Here is a 16,147-nt window from a genome sequence, read left to right as displayed (position 1 = left end):
GCATCCTTCCTTGTTGGCCTGCTGCGAGAGCAGATGTTGGGTGAGTTCCGCATCCGCACCGACCCGGGGCCGATCGGACGCAGGGCCTGTCTCGTCAGGCCGCTTCTTCCTGCTTGACGCGCAGGGCTTCGATGGTGCGCACCGTCTTCGACGGGAGCGCGTTGAACGCGTACGCCGCCTGCGAAATCTTCGCCTTGAGGGCGCCTGCGGCCTTGGCCAGCAGCACCTCGCGGGATTCCAGATCAGCAAGCTTGCTCACGGCCTCGGCGGACAGCGGGGCGCCGTCCATCGCACCGGACTTGACGACGAGCTTCGGGTTCTCCTTGGCGAAGTTGCGCAGCGTCTTAGCGGCCTCGACGGGCTCGCCGGAGACGAAGGCGATGGCGGTCGGACCCGTCAGGTCCTCAGCGAGGAAGTCGAGACCGACCTCCTGCGCCGCCAGTCGCGCCAGCGTGTTCTTCACCACGGCGTAGCTCGCGTTGTCGCCCAGTCCGCGACGCAGCTCCTTGAGCTGGCCGACGGTCAGGCCGCGATACTCAGTCAGCAGAACAGCGTCGCTCTCGCGGAATCGCTCCACGAGCTCGGCGACTGCCGCCACCTTGTCAGACCTCGCCATGGTCCTCCTTCCAGATCAGTGACCCCCGGACAATGCGAAAGCCCGACACGCAGGATCGTGTCGGGCTGATGACGTCCGGCGCCCCTGACGGGGCTCACTCACCTGCGTCGGCTGCTCGCGCATTTCCTCCCGGTCACCCGGGACTCCGACGGTCTTCGGCAAGAAACAACCTACCAGTGCCGACGCCCCACTCCAAGCCGGAGCGTGTGGCAGTGAACACTCCTCCACAGGAGAACCTCCGTCAGCCCCGGACGACGCCACGGGAAGGGAAGCCCTCCCCACCTGCCCCATCCCGTCCCGCCCGGACGACGCCACGGGGGGCATGTCGGGACCCGAGGACCGAGATCCCTAGATGGCGCCACAGGAACGGGTGTTCCCAGGGACGCGAGATCGAGGCTCACCGACGCCCCCTGAGAACACCGGCGCATCGCGGACTCGTCTGATGACAGGTGGGGCCTACGCTCATGCGCAGGCCCCACCCATCGAACAGGACGCAGGCCCCAACGATCAGCGCCTTCCAGTGAGGAAGCCCCGCGGACATTCCGCACGACGCGCCTGCCCAGGCGAACCATTGACCAAGGCCCCGGCCCATCCGATCCCCTCATGGAGGCGAGGACGATTCGATGCCGCTCTGTGCGAGGACGACCCGGATCGGGGCGATGCGAGGCTCATCACCGACGATGTTTCACACCTGTGCGGGGATGATCCCTCGACAACCGGCCACTGCACTCGCAGTGCTCCTGCTCCTGCGACGCACAGCCTCCTCCTCGCGCGACCGGCGATCGCCCTGACCCGGAGCGCCTCTCCTGTCTATCGGTCCGACGCCTGAAGATCTTTCTTCAGCTTCTTCAGCTCGGCGAGGAGATCGGTGAGACGAGTTTCTTTAGCCCCCTGCTCGGCGGAAGCAATTCCGTCTTCAAAAGCCTTCTGCGCCGCGATAGCATCACTCAGCGCCTTGTCGCTACGAGCCTTGGCATTCTCCACACTCTTTTCAGCCAGCTGGACCCTGCGTCTCGCCTGAGTGACATCCGGATGCTCACTCACCATCTTTTCTCCGGCATGCTCAAGCCTTTGTTGAACAATTCCCAGTCGCCCCCTCGCAGTATCTAATTCACGCTCTACGGCCTCTTGCTCCTCTACAACGACTTGAACCCGCGCTTCGGCGGATTCTTTCCGCGCTCGAAGCTCGTCGATCCCTTGCGCAAGGTCTCGAAGCTTCTGCCACGCGGCCTGGACCTCCGCCTTCTTCTCCTCGACCCTTTCCGCGAGCCCCTTTTCCTGGACGATCGCCTCCACCCTCGAATACTCGTGCGCAGCCGCATGCGCAGCGACCTGCTGAGCCGGGAGCTGCGGGACCGGCGCGGCGATTGCGGCCGCGGGAGTAGCGAGGATCAATCCGACCAGGGAGCCGACCGCAATTCGCCGGACCGACGAGCGGCCCCACGAGGAGACCATGCTGTTCTTCGTCATATTCATCATCCATATCCTCATCACATATCGAATCGCGGCGATTATTCGTCGCGATCACCATTCACGGACAGGCGCGAGTGTACAGAGAACATCCTTTTCCAAGAAGACTGAATAAAAATAGGTGCGGACTGCCATAATGAATAGACGAGAATCCCTAAAGAACACTGAAAGAAGCATCGAGTTCTCCACGCATCAGGGAATAGCCAGGGCCATTCCCGACCCATATTCAGGGAGGAATCCCCCATTCGCGCACCAATATGTGACGCACGCCACGAGAACTGTCGAGTGGGATTCGACCAGAGAAAACGCTCTCGCATGGACCGATCCGGCCTCCGCCTCCCCCTCCGGGGCGCATGAGGGTCATATACGCGGCCGTCGTACGGCACAGAGTGCGCGTCGGCCGTGCGAGGACGGCCGACGCGCACTCTCAGGGCTCCTCACCCTCCCTCCTCCGACATCGCCTGGCTGCACGTCGGATCAGGGCTCCGCGCTCACATACGAGCGACGACCGCTCCTTGCTGCTCGGGCGACAACCTCACGATCCCGATCCCCGTCGCCCCCCACAGCAGGGCGAAGCCGATGGCGATCCAGTTGCACACCGCCCACGGCAGATAGCTCAGCGTTGCGACCCCCAGAGTCCCCGCCATATAGGCTCCCGCAGAGGTCCACGGCAGGATCGGCTCCCACAGGGTCGCCGAATCTTCAATGGTGCGCGACAGGTTCTTCGGATCCAGACCCCGCTTGACGTACTCGCCGCGGAGCATCTCACCGGGAATGAGCAGCGACACCTGTCCATTCGAGGTGATGCCGATGGTCGCCAGTCCCGTGACGACCGTCGCAGCGATGAGGGCGAACGTTGAGCGCACGGGTGCGAGCAGTCGCGAGATCAGCACGTCGAGCGACCCCGACACGGAGACGACTCCGGCGAAGGTGATCGCGCAGAAGCAGATGAGCAGAACCGACATCATCGAGTTCATGCCGCCGCGGTTGAGCAGGCGCGTGACGTCCTCGATCACCGTCTCGGCGTCGAAACCCGGCGCGGTGACCATCTCCACGGAGAAGCCGTTGACGGCCGCGACGACGGTGTTCTTGAAGGCGATCCCTTGGAATACCACGGCGTTGAGCATCGCCGTGGCACTCGACAGGAGGATCACCGGAATCGTCGGCTTTCCCCACATGGACCCGCCCAGGACGATGACGACCGGCAGCAGGAGCAGGAGGTTCCAGTCGAAGGCGGCGTCCAGTGTCGACAGGATGACGCCGACTTTCTCCGGAACCTCGCCGCCGTGCGCGTTCAGCCCGAAGACGAGGTAGACGGCTCCGGCGACGAGGAACGACGGGATCGTCGTCCACAGGAGGTGGCGGATATGGATGAAGAGGTTGACGCCGGTCGCCAGGGACGCGATGTTCGTCGTATCGGATAGGGGCGAGAGCTTGTCTCCGAAGTAGGCTCCGGACACGACGGCCCCGGCGACCATCGCAAGGTTCGCGTCCATGCCGACGGCGACGCCCATGAACGCGACGCCCACGGTCCCGGCCGAGCCCCAGGAGGTGCCGGTACAGATCGACACGATGGCGGTGACGACGAGGGCGATGAGCGCGAGGTACTGCGGGTTGATGATCGTCAAGCCGTAGTAGATGAGCATGGGAATGGTGCCGCCGGCCATCCATGTGCCGATGAGCATGCCGACGCTGATGAGGATGAGGACGGCGGGCATGGTCTTAGCGATCTTCTCGGCGATCGATCCCATGATCTCGTCCCATGTGTAGCCGAGGCGCCAGGCGACGAGGCCGGCGACGACGGCGGTGGCGATGAGCAGGGGCTCGACGGGCAGTTCGGCGATGAGGTACCCGGCGCCGAGGAGGACGATGAGGGTGATGACGGGGATCGCAGCTTCGATGAGGGTGGGTCGGCGGTGCACGCGGGTTCCGTCTGCGGGCGCAGGAGCGGCGGCACCGGTGCGCGGGGTCGTCATGGGGAGGTCCTTTCTGTTGCGGGATGGGCGGCGAGGGGCGTCGCGGCGATGCGAGGCCCGGTTCACCGCGTGGTGATAGCGGTGATCAGACGGTCGAGGCCGGCGTCAAGCTCTCGGGTCGGCAGTGCCGTGTTGATGCGGAAGCAGCGGTCCCATGAGGGACCGAAATCGATGCCCGGGCTGACGGCCACGCGCGAGCGGGCGCGGATGTCGGCAAGGTGGTTGTCGCCGACGATGAGGCCGGGGGCGCTGACCCAGATGAGGTAGGTGCCGTCGGGGTCGGTGACGGTCGCACCGGGGAGGCCCTCCCGCAAGCGGGCGACGGCGCGGGTGAGGTTGGCGTCGATGAAGGCGACGAGCTCGTCGACCCAGGGGCCTCCTTGGGTCCAGGCGGCGATGGCGGCGGGCACGGCGAAGTACGTCGGGTTGTGCAGGCCCATGCGCCGCTTGGCCGCCTCGAGGGCGCGTCGGGTCTCGCCTCGCACGAGGATCGCCGTTGCTTCGAGTCCCGCCGTGGTGAAGGTTTTCCCAGGGGAGGCGCAGTGAACGAGTCGGCCGTCCTCGTACAGGTCGGGGGCGATGCTCGCGAGGGGGGTGTAGGCGGCGCGTCCTGGGCGGGTGAAGTCGGCGTGGATGTCGTCGGAGAGGATGAGGACGTTCCGAGCCCGGGCAATGTCGGCGACTGCGGCGAGTTCGTCCGAGGCCCATACTCGGCCGGTGGGGTTGTGCGGGTTGCACCATAGGAGGAGGTCGGCCCCATTCATGGCGCCGTCGAGGGAGTCGACGTCGAGGCCGGCCCGTCCTTCCGCGTCGAAGACGAGGGGGACGCGTCGGATGCGGGCTCCGGAGGCTCGGGCGACGTCGATAAGGGGGCCGTAGGCCGGGTCGAGGGTGACGACGACCGGAGGGGTGCCGCGGTCGGCGAGGACGACGTTGACGAGAGCTGCGACGCATTGGACGACTCTGGGGTAGAAGAGGACGTCTTCCCTATAGATTCCCCATCCGTGGCGGCTGCGCTGCCAGAAGACGGCGGCGTCGGCGAAGTCGTCGAAGATCTCGGTGTACCCGTAGTTCGAGTGCCGCGCGGCGGCGATGACGGCGTCGCTGACGCAGGGGGCGGTGCGCAGTTCCATGTCGGCGACCGATAGGCAGATGGCGTCGGGCCCCAGGTCGGCGGCGAGGAGGTCCCATTTGGCGCTGTGGGTGCCCCATCGGTCGAGGTGCTCGTCGAATCGGGGGCTGGTGCTCATTGGTCCTCACCGAGTTCGTTGAGGTAGTTGTAGATCGTGAATCGGGTGACGCCCAGCGCCGCGGCGGCGGTTTCGGCCGCGTCGCGCAGGAGGAAGAACCCTCGGCGTTTGAGCGAGGCGACGGCGCGGAGCTTGTGCTCTTTGCGCATGTCGTCGACGGCCAGTCCCTGTTCCTCGACGGCTTGGCGCAGCAGATGGGCGGCGAGTTCGTCGACGTCGTGAACGAAGGCCTCGCTGTCGCGCGCGTTACTCGGCCGGGGTACGCGTTCGATAGGGGATGCGTTGAGCACGGGAGGCTGGTCCGAGATCTCATCGGCGGCCGGGACCGGCGTATCGGAGGCGGAGGATTCCTCGCCTATTCCTTCGACGATCGAGCGGACGAGGGTGGCGATGGCCGTCCAATCGGTGATGTCGCAGTTGAGGCACAGCGCTGCGATAGGCAGACCGGAGGGGTCTGGGATGACGATGGTGGTCGAGCGCAGATGTCGTCCGGTCGGCGAGATCGTGCGGTAACCGATGCGAGTCTCGAAGCGTCCGCTGGCGATTTGCTCGAGGAGCAGATCGGTGGCCGGGTCGCCGGGCTTCCTCCCCGTGAGGTCTCCGTCGATGGCGATGATCGAGTTCGGCAGGAGTGAGAGGTCGTGGAGGACGACTTCGGCGCGCCCGGGAACCGCCTGGGCGAGGGGGGCAACGAGTTGCGCCAGGGCATTGAGGATCTGTCCGCGCTGGTCGTGGGCGGCATCTGTGGGCATGTCCTGTCCTTCCTCGGCGCTGAGGCTTTCCCATGAGGCGCGCGGTCGGCTCGTCTTCTACGAAAGACCGACCATGACTTCATCATTTTGTTGAACTAAAACATAGCCCATTCGATGAGACTACTCAACATCTTGTTGAAGGCTATTGTCGATGCAGCGCCCACCGCCGACCACCGACGATCCGCTTCTGACCCCTCCCCTCCAGAAGACGATGAAGAAAGAATCCCCCCGACAGAAGGAATCCCTGATCGATTCACCCGGATCTTTCGGCCCCGCACTCCGCGAACAGGACAGAACCCCGATAAGCCCCGCGGCCTCTCATCACTCGAAGAGACTCGTCGGACTCGGACATCGACCCCCGCGGCCGCGCCCGAGGCCGATGACGACCGCTCCCACCCGGCCCGCGCCGACGATCCCCGCGCCCCGGACCTCTCGCACGCCGACGCCTCCTCCCCGGGACCCCCGACGACCACGGCTCCCAGACGGACACGAGCGGGCTGAGTCGATGACTCAGCCCGCTCGTGTTGCTCCGAGTACGGATCAGGAGGCGTCCTCCGAAGCGACGTTCTTCGTCTTGGTGGAATCCAGCGGGATGCCGGGGCCCATCGTCGTCGACACGGTGGCCTTCGAGATGTAGCGGCCCTTCGAGGAGGCCGGCTTGAGGCGCAGGACCTCATCGAGGACGGCGGCGTAGTTCTCGGCGAGCTGCTCGGCCGTGAACGAGGCCTTGCCGACGATGAACGCGAGGTTCGAGTGCTTGTCGACGCGGAACTCGATGCGGCCGCCCTTGATCTCCTTGACCGCCTTGGTGACGTCCATCGTCACCGTGCCGGTCTTCGGGTTCGGCATGAGGCCGCGGGGGCCCAGGACGCGGCCGAGACGGCCGACCTTACCCATGAGGTCCGGGGTCGCCACGGCGACATCGAAGTCCGTGTAGCCCTTCGCGACCTTCTCGATGAGCTCGTCGCCGCCGACCTCGTCGGCCCCGGCGTCGATCGCCTCCTGCGCGCGCTCGCCAACGGCGAAGACCAAGACCCGGGCGGTCTTGCCGGTGCCGTGCGGCAGGGTGACGGTGCCGCGGACCATCTGGTCCGCCTTACGAGGATCGACACCGAGTCGGAAGACGACCTCAACGGTCGAATCGAACTTGGTGACCGACGTCTCCTTGGCCAGCTTCATGGCCTCGAGGGGGGCGTACGGGACGTCCGCGTGGATCTTCTCCGCCGCGGAGCGGTAGCTCTTGGAGCGCTTCGTCATTCTGCTTCTTCTCCTTGCAGTCGTGGGTACCGGGCTGCGCTTGCCCTACCACTGGGTGAGTCCGAGGTCAGTCCTCGACGGTGATGCCCATGGAGCGGGCGGTGCCGGCGATGATCTTCGCGGCGGCCTCGACGTCGTTGGCGTTGAGGTCCTGCATCTTGGCCTGGCCGATCTCGCGGGCCTGATCCATCGTGATCGATCCGACCTTGACGGTGTTCGGGGTTCCCGAGCCCTTCTGCAGGCCGGCGGCCTTCTTGATCATCTCCGAGGCCGGGGGCGTCTTGAGGACGAACGTGAAGGAGCGATCCTCGTAGACGGTGATCTCGACGGGGACGATCGAGCCGCGCTGCGACTCGGTGGCCGCGTTGTAGGCCTTCGTGAACTCGACGATGTTGACGCCGTGCTGGCCCAGGGCCGGGCCGACGGGCGGAGCGGGGGTGGCGGCGCCGGCTGCGATCTGAAGCTTGATCAGGCCGGTGACCTTCTTCTTCGGTGCCATGTGATTATTCCGGGTCTTTCTACTGTTTTCCCGCGACGGCGGATGCCGTACGGGTCATGCGCGGGCCGCTCGCACGAGGGCGCACTGAGCCCACTGCGCACAAAGTCTGATCGTAACGCGCCCCGGACCCCATCCCAAGTCCGGGTGCCCGACGTCACTGTTCGAGCTTGGCCACCTGGTCGAAGTTCAGCTCGAGCGGCGTCTCGCGCTCGAAGATCGTCACGAGGACCTTGAGCTTCTGCGTCTCGGGCATGATCTCCGAGATCGTCGCCGTCATCGCCTCGAACGGGCCGTCCGTGACCGTGACGACCTCGCCGGGCTCGAAGGCCAGAGCGATCTCCTGAACCGGAGCCGGGCCCTGCTTGGCCTCGACCGCGGCCGCCTCGAGGACGTTCGGCGTCAAGAGCATGACGACCTCGTCGATCGACAGCGGCACCGGGTTGTGCTGGTCGCCGACGAAGCCCGTGACCGCGGGGGTCTCCTTGACGACCCGGTAGGACTCCTCGTTGAAGTCCATGCAGACGATGACGTAGCCGGGGATCCGCACGCGGCGCACCCGCTTCTTCGCGGTCCCCCGATACTCCATGACGTACTCGTCGGGGACCTCGACGGCGAAGATCGAGTCCTCCATGTTCTGGTTCGTGATGCGCTGCTCGAGATTCGCCTTGACCTTGCGCTCGTGCCCCGAATAGGTGTGGATGACGTACCAGTCGCCGGGCCCGGTGTACAGGCTCATGCGCAGCTGCTCGATCGGGTCCTTCTCCTCCTGCGCGGCGTCTTCGGCGTCTGCCTCGTCGGCGGCGCCGGCCGCGGGGGCCTCGTCGGCCGAGGGGGCGTCGGCGTCGACCGGCTCCGGAGTCGCCTGCTCCTCGTCCCGGACGGCCTCGTCATCGAACTCGATCTCGGTGGGGGTGGTGTCCTCGCTCACGGGTGTCCTCCTGTACGCCGCTGAACGCGGCAGTCGGCGGCGTCGACCGGACAAGAAACCCGCCTGCAGTGTCCTGCGGGCGGGTCAACCGGCATCAGCCGAAGATCAATGCGCTCAGCTTACCGAATCCGAAGTCCAAAAGCCCGGTGAACGCCATGATTGCCACCACAAAAACGATGACCACGGTGAAGTAGGTCCACGTCTCATTCGGCGTCGGGTAGACGACCTTCTTCATCTCCTCGACAACCTGGGAGATGAACAGCCAGATCCTGCGCAGGATATTCGGCTTCTCCTGGCCGGCGGAGCCCGCCTGGTTCCGGGACGGCGTCGCACCGTATTTCGTGCGATCCTTGGGGATCGAATCGCCGCTGACGGCGTTGATGTCGCTCATGCGGTCCTCCCCGCTCGAAATACCTGAACCGGCAGGGCAGGCGGGACTCGAACCCACAACCGCCGGTTTTGGAGACCGGTGCGCTACCAATTGCGCCACTGCCCTACTGCGAGCCATCAGCTCGCCTGACAGAGTGTAGGGAACGCGGGCCCACGTGTCCAACTCGCCGACCCGGGATCGACCCGCCCGCCCCGCCCGAGTTCGCGAAGTTCGCCCGCCCGTCCCCGACGGCGGGCGAGCCGGTCCGATTCCCCGGCGACGGCCCGGCCCCGCCCGCGCGCGACCCCAGCCGTCCAGCACCCGCTCGACCCGGCTCCTCGGACGAGAATCGGCGTCCGACGCCCAAGCGCGCGCCCTCCCGCTCCGCCTCGTGCGACGATGGTCCCATGACGAATACGCCCCGCTCCCGCGTCTCCGCCCGTTTCTCCTCCATCACCCCGTCCGCGACCCTCGCCGTCGACGCGAAGGCCAAGGCCCTCAAGGCCCAGGGCCGCCCCGTCATCGGATTCGGCGCCGGCGAGCCCGACTTCCCCACCCCCAGCCCGATCGTCGCCGCCGCCATCGCCGCCGCCTCCGACCCCGCGATGCACCGCTACACGCCCGCCTCGGGCCTGCCCGCCCTGCGCGAGGCCATCGCCGCGAAGACCCTGCGGGACTCCGGCTACGAGATCGACCCCGCCCAGGTCCTCGTCACCAACGGCGGCAAGCAGGCCGTCTTCCAGGCCTTCGCCTCCCTCCTCGACCCGGGCGACGAGGCCCTCCTGCCCACCCCCTACTGGACGACCTACCCCGAGGTCATCGCCCTGGCCGGCGGCGTCACCGTCCCCGTGTTCGCCGGCGCCGACCAGGACTACAAGGTCACCGTCGACCAGCTCGAAGCCGCACGCACCGACCGCACGAAGGTCCTCCTCCACTGCTCCCCGTCCAACCCCACCGGCGCCGTCTACACGCCCGACGAGACCCGCGCCATCGGCGAATGGGCCCTCGAGCACGGCATCTGGGTCATCACCGACGAGATCTACGAGCACCTCCTGTACGAGGACGCCCAGCCCGGCCACATCGTGCGCCTCGTCCCCGACCTCGCCGACCAGGCCCTCGTCCTCAACGGCGTCGCGAAGACCTACGCGATGACCGGCTGGCGCGTCGGCTGGATGATCGGCCCCGCCGACGTCGTCGCAGCCGCCACATCCTTCCAATCGCACCTGACCTCCAACGTCTCCAACGTCGCTCAACGCGCCGCCCTCGAAGCCGTCTCCGGCCCCCTCGACGCCGCCCACGCCATGCGCGACGCCTTCGACCGGCGCCGGCGCCGCATCGTCTCCATGCTCCGCGAGATCGACGGCTTCGACGTGCCCACGCCCAAGGGCGCGTTCTACGCCTACCCGAACGTCGAGGGCGTCCTGGGCCGCACGATCCGCGGGAGGATCCCGACGACGTCCGCCGAACTCGCCGACCTGATCCTCGACGAGGTCGAGGTCGCCGTCGTCCCCGGCGAGGCCTTCGGCCCCTCCGGCTACCTGCGCCTGTCCTACGCGCTGTCCGACGACGACCTCGTCGAAGGCGTCGGCCGCATCCAGGCCCTCCTCGCCGAAGCCCGATGAGCAGGCCGTCGAACAACGCCGCACGGGAGGAACGAGTGAGCGAGCCCACCCCTCGCGCGCGGGCGCGCGCGGCATCCGCAGCAGTCGCCAGGAAACCGATGAGCGCCGGCCGCAAGGCCCTCATCGGCCTCGCCGTTCTCCTCGCCCTCGCCCTCGCGGGCGCCGCCGCGGCCTTCCTCGCCGCGCGCCACGCGATCGACTCGCAGATCCGCCACATCGACACCTCCCTCGGCGCCTCTGCCCAGTCCGCCCCCGCCTCGCCCCGATCCGGTCAATCCGATGCCCGGGGCGACGACCTGACCTTCCTCGTCCTCGGCTCCGACTCGCGCCAATCCGGCGGCGACCCAACCGATTGGCGGGCCGGGGCCCAGCGCTCCGACGTGATGATGCTCGTCCAGATCACCGGGGACCGCCGGGGCGTCAACGTCATGTCCATCCCCCGCGACTCGTGGGTCGACATCCCCGGCCACGGTCGCGCCAAGATCAACGCCGCCTACTCCTACGGCGGCCCCGACCTGACGATCCGGACCGTCGAGCAGCTCACGGGCACGACCATCGACCACTTCATGGTCACCGACTTCACCAGTTTCGAGCGCCTGACCGACGTGCTCGGCGGCGTCTCCATCGCCTCCCACGACGGCGTGAGGACCTACACCGGATCCGAGGCGCTCGACTTCGTCCGCGAGCGCCACTCCCTGCCGCGCGGCGACTTCGACCGGGTCCGTCGCCAGCAGGCCTGGATGCGCGCCATCTTCCAGGGCGTCTTCAGCAAGTCGGTCCTCACCGACCCCGGCAGGCTCTCCGAGATGGTGTCCATCGTCCTCAAGTACTCCGCCGTCGACCAGGGCCTCGACGCCTCCGCCCTGCTCTCCCTGGCCTCCGAGATGACCGGGGTGCGGTCGAACTCGGTGCGGTTCTTCACCGCCCCCTTCACCGGCACCGGCACGTCCGAGGACGGCCAGTCGATCGTCTCCCTCGACGAAGAGGCACTCGCCTCCCTCATGGAGGCGTGGGAGTCCGACTCCGTCGGCGCCTACCTCGACCGCCACCCGGAGATCGACTCCCTCGGCTCCGGCCCCGTCGCCTGAGCCGTCCGCCCGGCCACCCCCGCCCGCACCCGGGGCGGCCGCCATGCGAGCGCGCCCGCGCCGCGGTCCCCCGGGCCGTGCGGCAGGGCACCGGCCCGGCCCCGCGGGGGCGCTGCGCCGACCGCGAGCGCCTGACACAATGAGCCCATGCACCTGCGCACGCGACACGCCGACACCGACGCCCCCCGGGGGACCGTCCTCCTCGCCCACGGCTACGCCGAGCACTCCGGCCGCTTCCTCCCCCTGCACGACGCCCTCGTCGCCGCCGGGTACGACATCGCGTTCTACGACCACTACGGGCACGGCGAGTCCGAGGGCCCCCGCGCCGCCGTCGACGTCGGACGGCTCATCGCCGACCACCGCGACATGCGCCGCATCGCCGTCGCCCACGCCCGCACCGACGACCTGATCCTCTTCGGCCACTCGATGGGCGGCCTCATCACCGCCGCCTCCGTCATCCTCGACCCCGATGGCGTGCGCGCCACCGTCCTCACCGGCCCCGCCGTCCGCCCCCTGCCCGCGATACCCGCGGGGGCCGCCCGCGCCCTGATGCCCCTGGCCCGCCTCGCCCCCCGCCTCATCGCCAAGCCGACCGCCCCCCGCCGGGGCTCGGTCCTCTCGCGCGACCCGCGCGTCCAGGAGGCCTTCGACGCCGACCCCCTGACGTGGAAGGGCGGGGTGCCGCTCCTGACCGGCGCGACGATGATCCTCCACGGCGACGAGGTCCTGCGCCGCGCCGACCGGATGCGCGGGCCCCTGCTCGTCGTCCACGGGTCCGACGACGCCCTCGCCGACCTCGACGGGTCGCGCCGCCTCGTGGCCGCCGCCGTCGCCGCCCATCCGGACGCCGACATCCGCCTGCGCATCGTCGACGGCGCCTACCACGAAGTCCTCAACGAGCCCGAGGGCCCCGAGCTCATCGGCGAGATCCTCGCCTGGCTCGCCGACCGCTGATGCGCCCCTCCCCCGCCGGGCGCCGGCCCGCCCTCCCCGGGATCCCCGCGGCCCCGGGCGCCCCGTCCCGGCCAGAATCCGCGGACCAGCCGTCCCTCACCGAGCCCGCCCCCACTCCCGCGGGCCGCCGCGACCTCGCCCGCCTGCCCAAGGCCCACCTCCACCTCCACTTCACCGGCGCCATGCGCCCGGCGTCCCTCCTCGAGATGGCAGCGGCCCAGGGGGTGCGCCTGCCCGCCCACCTCCTCGACCTCGATCCGTTGACCGTGCCCGCCGATGCGCGCGGCTGGTTCCGCTTCCAGCGCTCCTACGACGCCGCCCGCCACCTCGTGCGCTCCGAGGCGGCGATGCGCCGGATCGTCCGCGAGGCCGCCGAGGACGACGCCGCCGAGGGGTCGGTGCGCCTCGAGATGCAGGTCGACCCGACCTCGTACGCCCCCTGGGTCGGGGGCATCACCCCCGCCCTCGAGATCGTCCTCGACGAGGCGCGGCTCGCCTCGGCCGCCACCGGCGTCGACATCGGGATCGTCGTCGCCGCCTCGCGCATCCGCCACCCGCTCGACGCCCGCGTCCTCGCCCGCCTGGCCGCCCAGTACGCCGACGCCCCCGCCGGGCAGGCGCGGGTCGTCGGCTTCGGATTGTCCAACGACGAGCGGATGGGGACGACGCCCGCCTTCGCCCCGGCGTTCCGGATCGCCGAGCGGGCGGGCCTGGCGGCCGTGCCCCACGGCGGCGAGCTCCTCGGCCCCGAGTCGGTCCTCGACGTCGTCTCCTCGTTGCGCCCGGTGCGCCTGGGGCACGGGGTGCGCGCCACCGAGGACCCCGACCTGCTCGCCCGGCTCGTCGACGCGGGGATCGCCTTCGAAGTGTGCCCGACGTCGAACGTCCACCTGGGCGTCTACCGGGACTTCTCGCAGGTTCCCCTCCCGCTGCTCATCGAGGCCGGGGCGACCGTGGCCCTGGGGGCCGACGATCCGCTGCTCTTCCATTCGCGGCTCCTCGCCCAGTACGAGGCGGCCCGGGACGTGTTCGGCCTGTCGGACGCGGCTTTGGCGGGCCTGGCCCGGCAGTCCGTCGACGCCTCCTTGGCCCCGGAGTCGTCGAAGGCCGTGTGGCGCGCGCGGATCGACGCCTGGCTGGCGGAGCCGCCGGCGTCGAGCCCGCCGGACTGAGCCCAGCCGGATCGGGTTCGTCGGCCCGCGCACGCGCGCGAACCCGCTCCCCCCCCCGCCGCCTCCTGAGCGGCCGAGGAGCGCTCCCCGGTCAGGGCCGACGTACGCGGAGGGCCGTCGGGCACACACGAATCGTCTGCGCGTGTGAGCACCGGACACGGGGAGAACGCCGAGTCGCTACCCCCAGTCGACGCCGACCCCGACGGGCTCGGGCACCAGGCGCACCCCGAAGCGCTCCTCCACGCCGGCGCGGACCGCGCGCGCCAGGTCGACGACGTCGGCGGCGCTCGCCCCGCCCCGGTTCGTCAGGGCGAGGACGTGCTTGGTCGACAGGGAGGCCGCCGACCCCGGCAGCGACCAGCCGCGCGAGAACCCCGCGCGCTCGATGAGCCAAGCCGCCGAGGTCTTGACGTCCCCGCCGCCCAGGGGGAACCTCGGCGCGTCCTCGGGCAGCCGGGCCGCCCCCGCCTCGTCGAGGATCGGGTTGGTGAAGAACGAGCCGGCGCTCCACGTGTCGTGGTCGGCGGCATCGAGGACCATGCCCTTCGATCGGCGCAGGGCGAGGACCGTCTCGCGGACGAGGCGCGCGTCGGCGCTCCGTCCGACCTCGATCCCCAGGCGGGTCGCCAACTCCCGATACATCACGGGGGCCGACCGTCCGCTCCGGTCGAGGAGGAACGAGGCGTCGAGGACGACCCAGCGGCCCGTCGGCCCCCAGGAGGCTCCCCCCTCCGGGACGAGAGCGCCCCCGTGCCCGGTCGAGCGCTTGATGATCGACGTGCGGTAGCCCAGGCCGAGGTCCGCCCGGGACAAGGCGACGAGGCGCCGCTCCAGGCGGTCCCAGGCGCGCACGGAGACGAGGGTGTCGGCGACCTCGTGTCCGTAGGCGCCGACGTTCTGCACGGGGGCGGCGCCGACGGTGCCGGGGATCCCCGAGAGCGCCTCGAGGCCCGACAATCCCCGGTCGAGGGCCCACGAGACGAGGAGGTCCCACGGGGTGCCGGCGGAAGCGGTGACGAGGACGCGGCCCCCGTCGGCGTCGGAGGCGTCGATGTCGTGGCGCGCGTCGGAGACGACGAGCCCGTCGAAGGGGGCGTCGCAGGCCAGGAGATTCGACCCCCCGCCGAGGACGAGCAGCGGGGCCCCCGCGTCGTCGGCCCGCCGGACGGCGGCGACGAGGGCGTCGAGCGACTCGGCCCGGACGCGTTCGCCGATGGGGCCGCCAACGCGCAGGGTCGTCAGGTCCGCGAGGGTCGTGTTCATCGCTCTCCCAGGTGGTGGCCGCCGGTCGTGGCAGAGGCGATTCTATCCCCCGCCGACCGCCGCCCCGATGCGGCGGACCCGCACGCCGAAGCGGCGCGCGGGTCCCTCGTGCGTCGTCGGGCCGTCAGGCCGACGCCCCCTCCTTCTCCCACACCTCGCGGTAGAAGTCGGCGAGCTCGAGCTTCGAGGCCGCCGCCTCATCGATGAGGACGAGGACGTCCGGATGCGACTGGAGGACGGAGGCGGGCCAGCGGGCGCTGATGCCCCCCTCGATCATCTCGGCGACCGCCTGAGCCTTGCCCTCGCCGGTCGCGATGAACACGTGAGCCCGAGAATCCATGATCGTCCCCAGCCCCTGGGTGACGCAGTGGGTCGGCACCGCGTCCAGGTCGCCGTCGAAGAACCGGGCGTTGTCGCGCCGAGTCTGATCCGTCAGGACCCCCACGTGGGTGCGCGACGCGAGGGAGCCGCCCGGCTCGTTGAAGCCGATGTGCCCGTCCGAGCCGATCCCCAGGACCTGGATGTCGATGCCTCCGGCGTCGCGGATCGCCTGATCGTAGGCGGCCGCCCCAGCCTCCAGGTCCTCGCACCACCCGTCGGGACCGTGGGCGGCTCCCTCGGGCATGTCGACGAGGTCGACGAGGTGGCGGTGGATGAAGTTCGCGTAGCCCTCGACGTGGTCGCGCGGCAGGCCCACGTACTCGTCGAGGTTGAAGGAGCGGACGCGGGCGAAGGAGATGAGCCCCGCCTCGTAGCGGCGCACCAGTTCGGCGTACAGGGGCAGCGGCGACGACCCGGTGGCCAGCCCCAGGACGAAGTCCGGCTTGTCGCGGTAGACGCGGCAGATGCGGTCGGCCGCGACCCGCGCGATCTCCTGCTCGGACGGAAGAATCGCGATCCTCATATTCGGTCTCCTATTCGTTGCCGCCC

General features: G+C 69.3%; 15 protein-coding genes and 1 tRNA gene. 4 read left to right on the top strand and 12 right to left on the bottom strand.

Annotated features, from left to right (window positions below; all coding sequences use genetic code 11):
* Positions 1–94 precede the first annotated feature (94 nt).
* The 10 genes from rplJ to M3T53_RS07635 form a co-directional block, all read right to left on the bottom strand.
* Positions 95–616, bottom strand: a complete 522-nt coding sequence (gene rplJ / locus M3T53_RS07680) for a 50S ribosomal protein L10 (protein ID WP_272433912.1) — start codon at positions 614–616, stop codon at positions 95–97.
* An 810-nt stretch (positions 617–1,426) separates the two neighbouring features.
* The gene (locus M3T53_RS07675) at positions 1,427–2,095 is read right to left on the bottom strand and encodes a hypothetical protein (protein WP_272433911.1); all 669 of its coding nucleotides are present in this window, start codon (positions 2,093–2,095) and stop codon (positions 1,427–1,429) included.
* 482 nt (positions 2,096–2,577) lie between these two features.
* Positions 2,578–4,062, bottom strand: coding sequence for a Na+/H+ antiporter NhaC (gene nhaC, locus M3T53_RS07670; protein ID WP_272433910.1), 1,485 nt, complete (start codon positions 4,060–4,062; stop codon positions 2,578–2,580).
* A 62-nt stretch (positions 4,063–4,124) separates the two neighbouring features.
* A complete protein-coding gene (locus tag M3T53_RS07665) occupies positions 4,125–5,312 on the bottom strand; it encodes a MalY/PatB family protein (RefSeq protein WP_272433908.1) in 1,188 nt (395 codons plus the stop codon).
* Positions 5,309–6,064 carry a helix-turn-helix transcriptional regulator gene (locus M3T53_RS07660; protein WP_272433907.1) on the bottom strand — a complete coding sequence of 252 codons (756 nt, stop codon included), beginning with the start codon at positions 6,062–6,064 and terminating at the stop codon, positions 5,309–5,311. The genes M3T53_RS07665 and M3T53_RS07660 overlap by 4 nt, the downstream gene beginning before the upstream one ends.
* 540 nt (positions 6,065–6,604) lie before the next feature.
* Positions 6,605–7,321: a 50S ribosomal protein L1 gene (gene rplA, locus M3T53_RS07655; RefSeq protein WP_272433906.1), complete on the bottom strand. Its 717-nt coding sequence runs from the start codon at positions 7,319–7,321 to the stop codon at positions 6,605–6,607.
* 67 nt (positions 7,322–7,388) lie between these two features.
* The gene (rplK, locus tag M3T53_RS07650; RefSeq protein ID WP_272433905.1) at positions 7,389–7,820 is read right to left on the bottom strand and encodes a 50S ribosomal protein L11; all 432 of its coding nucleotides are present in this window, start codon (positions 7,818–7,820) and stop codon (positions 7,389–7,391) included.
* Positions 7,821–7,974: 154 nt separating this feature from the next.
* Complete coding sequence (nusG, locus tag M3T53_RS07645; RefSeq protein ID WP_272433904.1) at positions 7,975–8,748, bottom strand: transcription termination/antitermination protein NusG; 774 nt, start codon at positions 8,746–8,748, stop codon at positions 7,975–7,977.
* A 94-nt stretch (positions 8,749–8,842) separates the two neighbouring features.
* Positions 8,843–9,139, bottom strand: coding sequence for a preprotein translocase subunit SecE (gene secE, locus M3T53_RS07640; protein WP_272433903.1), 297 nt, complete (start codon positions 9,137–9,139; stop codon positions 8,843–8,845).
* Positions 9,140–9,171: 32 nt separating this feature from the next.
* Positions 9,172–9,244 (bottom strand) — tRNA-Trp (locus M3T53_RS07635).
* Positions 9,245–9,525: 281 nt separating this feature from the next.
* Between M3T53_RS07635 and M3T53_RS07630 the strand changes: the two genes are divergently transcribed.
* From M3T53_RS07630 to M3T53_RS07615, 4 genes are all read left to right on the top strand, one after another.
* Entirely contained in the window at positions 9,526–10,740 is a 1,215-nt protein-coding gene (locus tag M3T53_RS07630) for a pyridoxal phosphate-dependent aminotransferase (RefSeq protein ID WP_272433902.1), read from the top strand.
* Between the two features lie 98 nt (positions 10,741–10,838).
* Positions 10,839–11,828: an LCP family protein gene (locus tag M3T53_RS07625; protein ID WP_272433901.1), complete on the top strand. Its 990-nt coding sequence runs from the start codon at positions 10,839–10,841 to the stop codon at positions 11,826–11,828.
* 147 nt (positions 11,829–11,975) lie between these two features.
* A complete protein-coding gene (locus M3T53_RS07620; RefSeq protein ID WP_272433900.1) occupies positions 11,976–12,782 on the top strand; it encodes an alpha/beta hydrolase in 807 nt (268 codons plus the stop codon).
* Positions 12,782–13,954, top strand: coding sequence for an adenosine deaminase (locus M3T53_RS07615; protein ID WP_272433899.1), 1,173 nt, complete (start codon positions 12,782–12,784; stop codon positions 13,952–13,954). The genes M3T53_RS07620 and M3T53_RS07615 overlap by 1 nt, the downstream gene beginning before the upstream one ends.
* Positions 13,955–14,131: 177 nt before the next feature.
* On the opposite strand, the gene M3T53_RS07610 is transcribed toward M3T53_RS07615, so the two are convergent.
* Positions 14,132–15,217 (bottom strand): UDP-N-acetylmuramate dehydrogenase, encoded by a 1,086-nt coding sequence (locus M3T53_RS07610; RefSeq protein ID WP_272433898.1) that lies wholly within the window; start codon positions 15,215–15,217, stop codon positions 14,132–14,134.
* Positions 15,218–15,341: 124 nt separating this feature from the next.
* On the bottom strand, positions 15,342–16,121 hold the full coding sequence (gene nagB / locus M3T53_RS07605) for a glucosamine-6-phosphate deaminase (RefSeq protein ID WP_272433897.1): 780 nt from the start codon (positions 16,119–16,121) through the stop codon (positions 15,342–15,344).
* Positions 16,122–16,147: the final 26 nt, after the last annotated feature.

Source organism: Actinomyces sp. B33 (assembly GCF_028437565.1).
Classification (GTDB): domain Bacteria; phylum Actinomycetota; class Actinomycetes; order Actinomycetales; family Actinomycetaceae; genus Pauljensenia.
The sequence above is the reverse complement of the archived record's forward strand: the minus strand, read 5'-3'. Positions and strand labels throughout refer to the sequence as shown.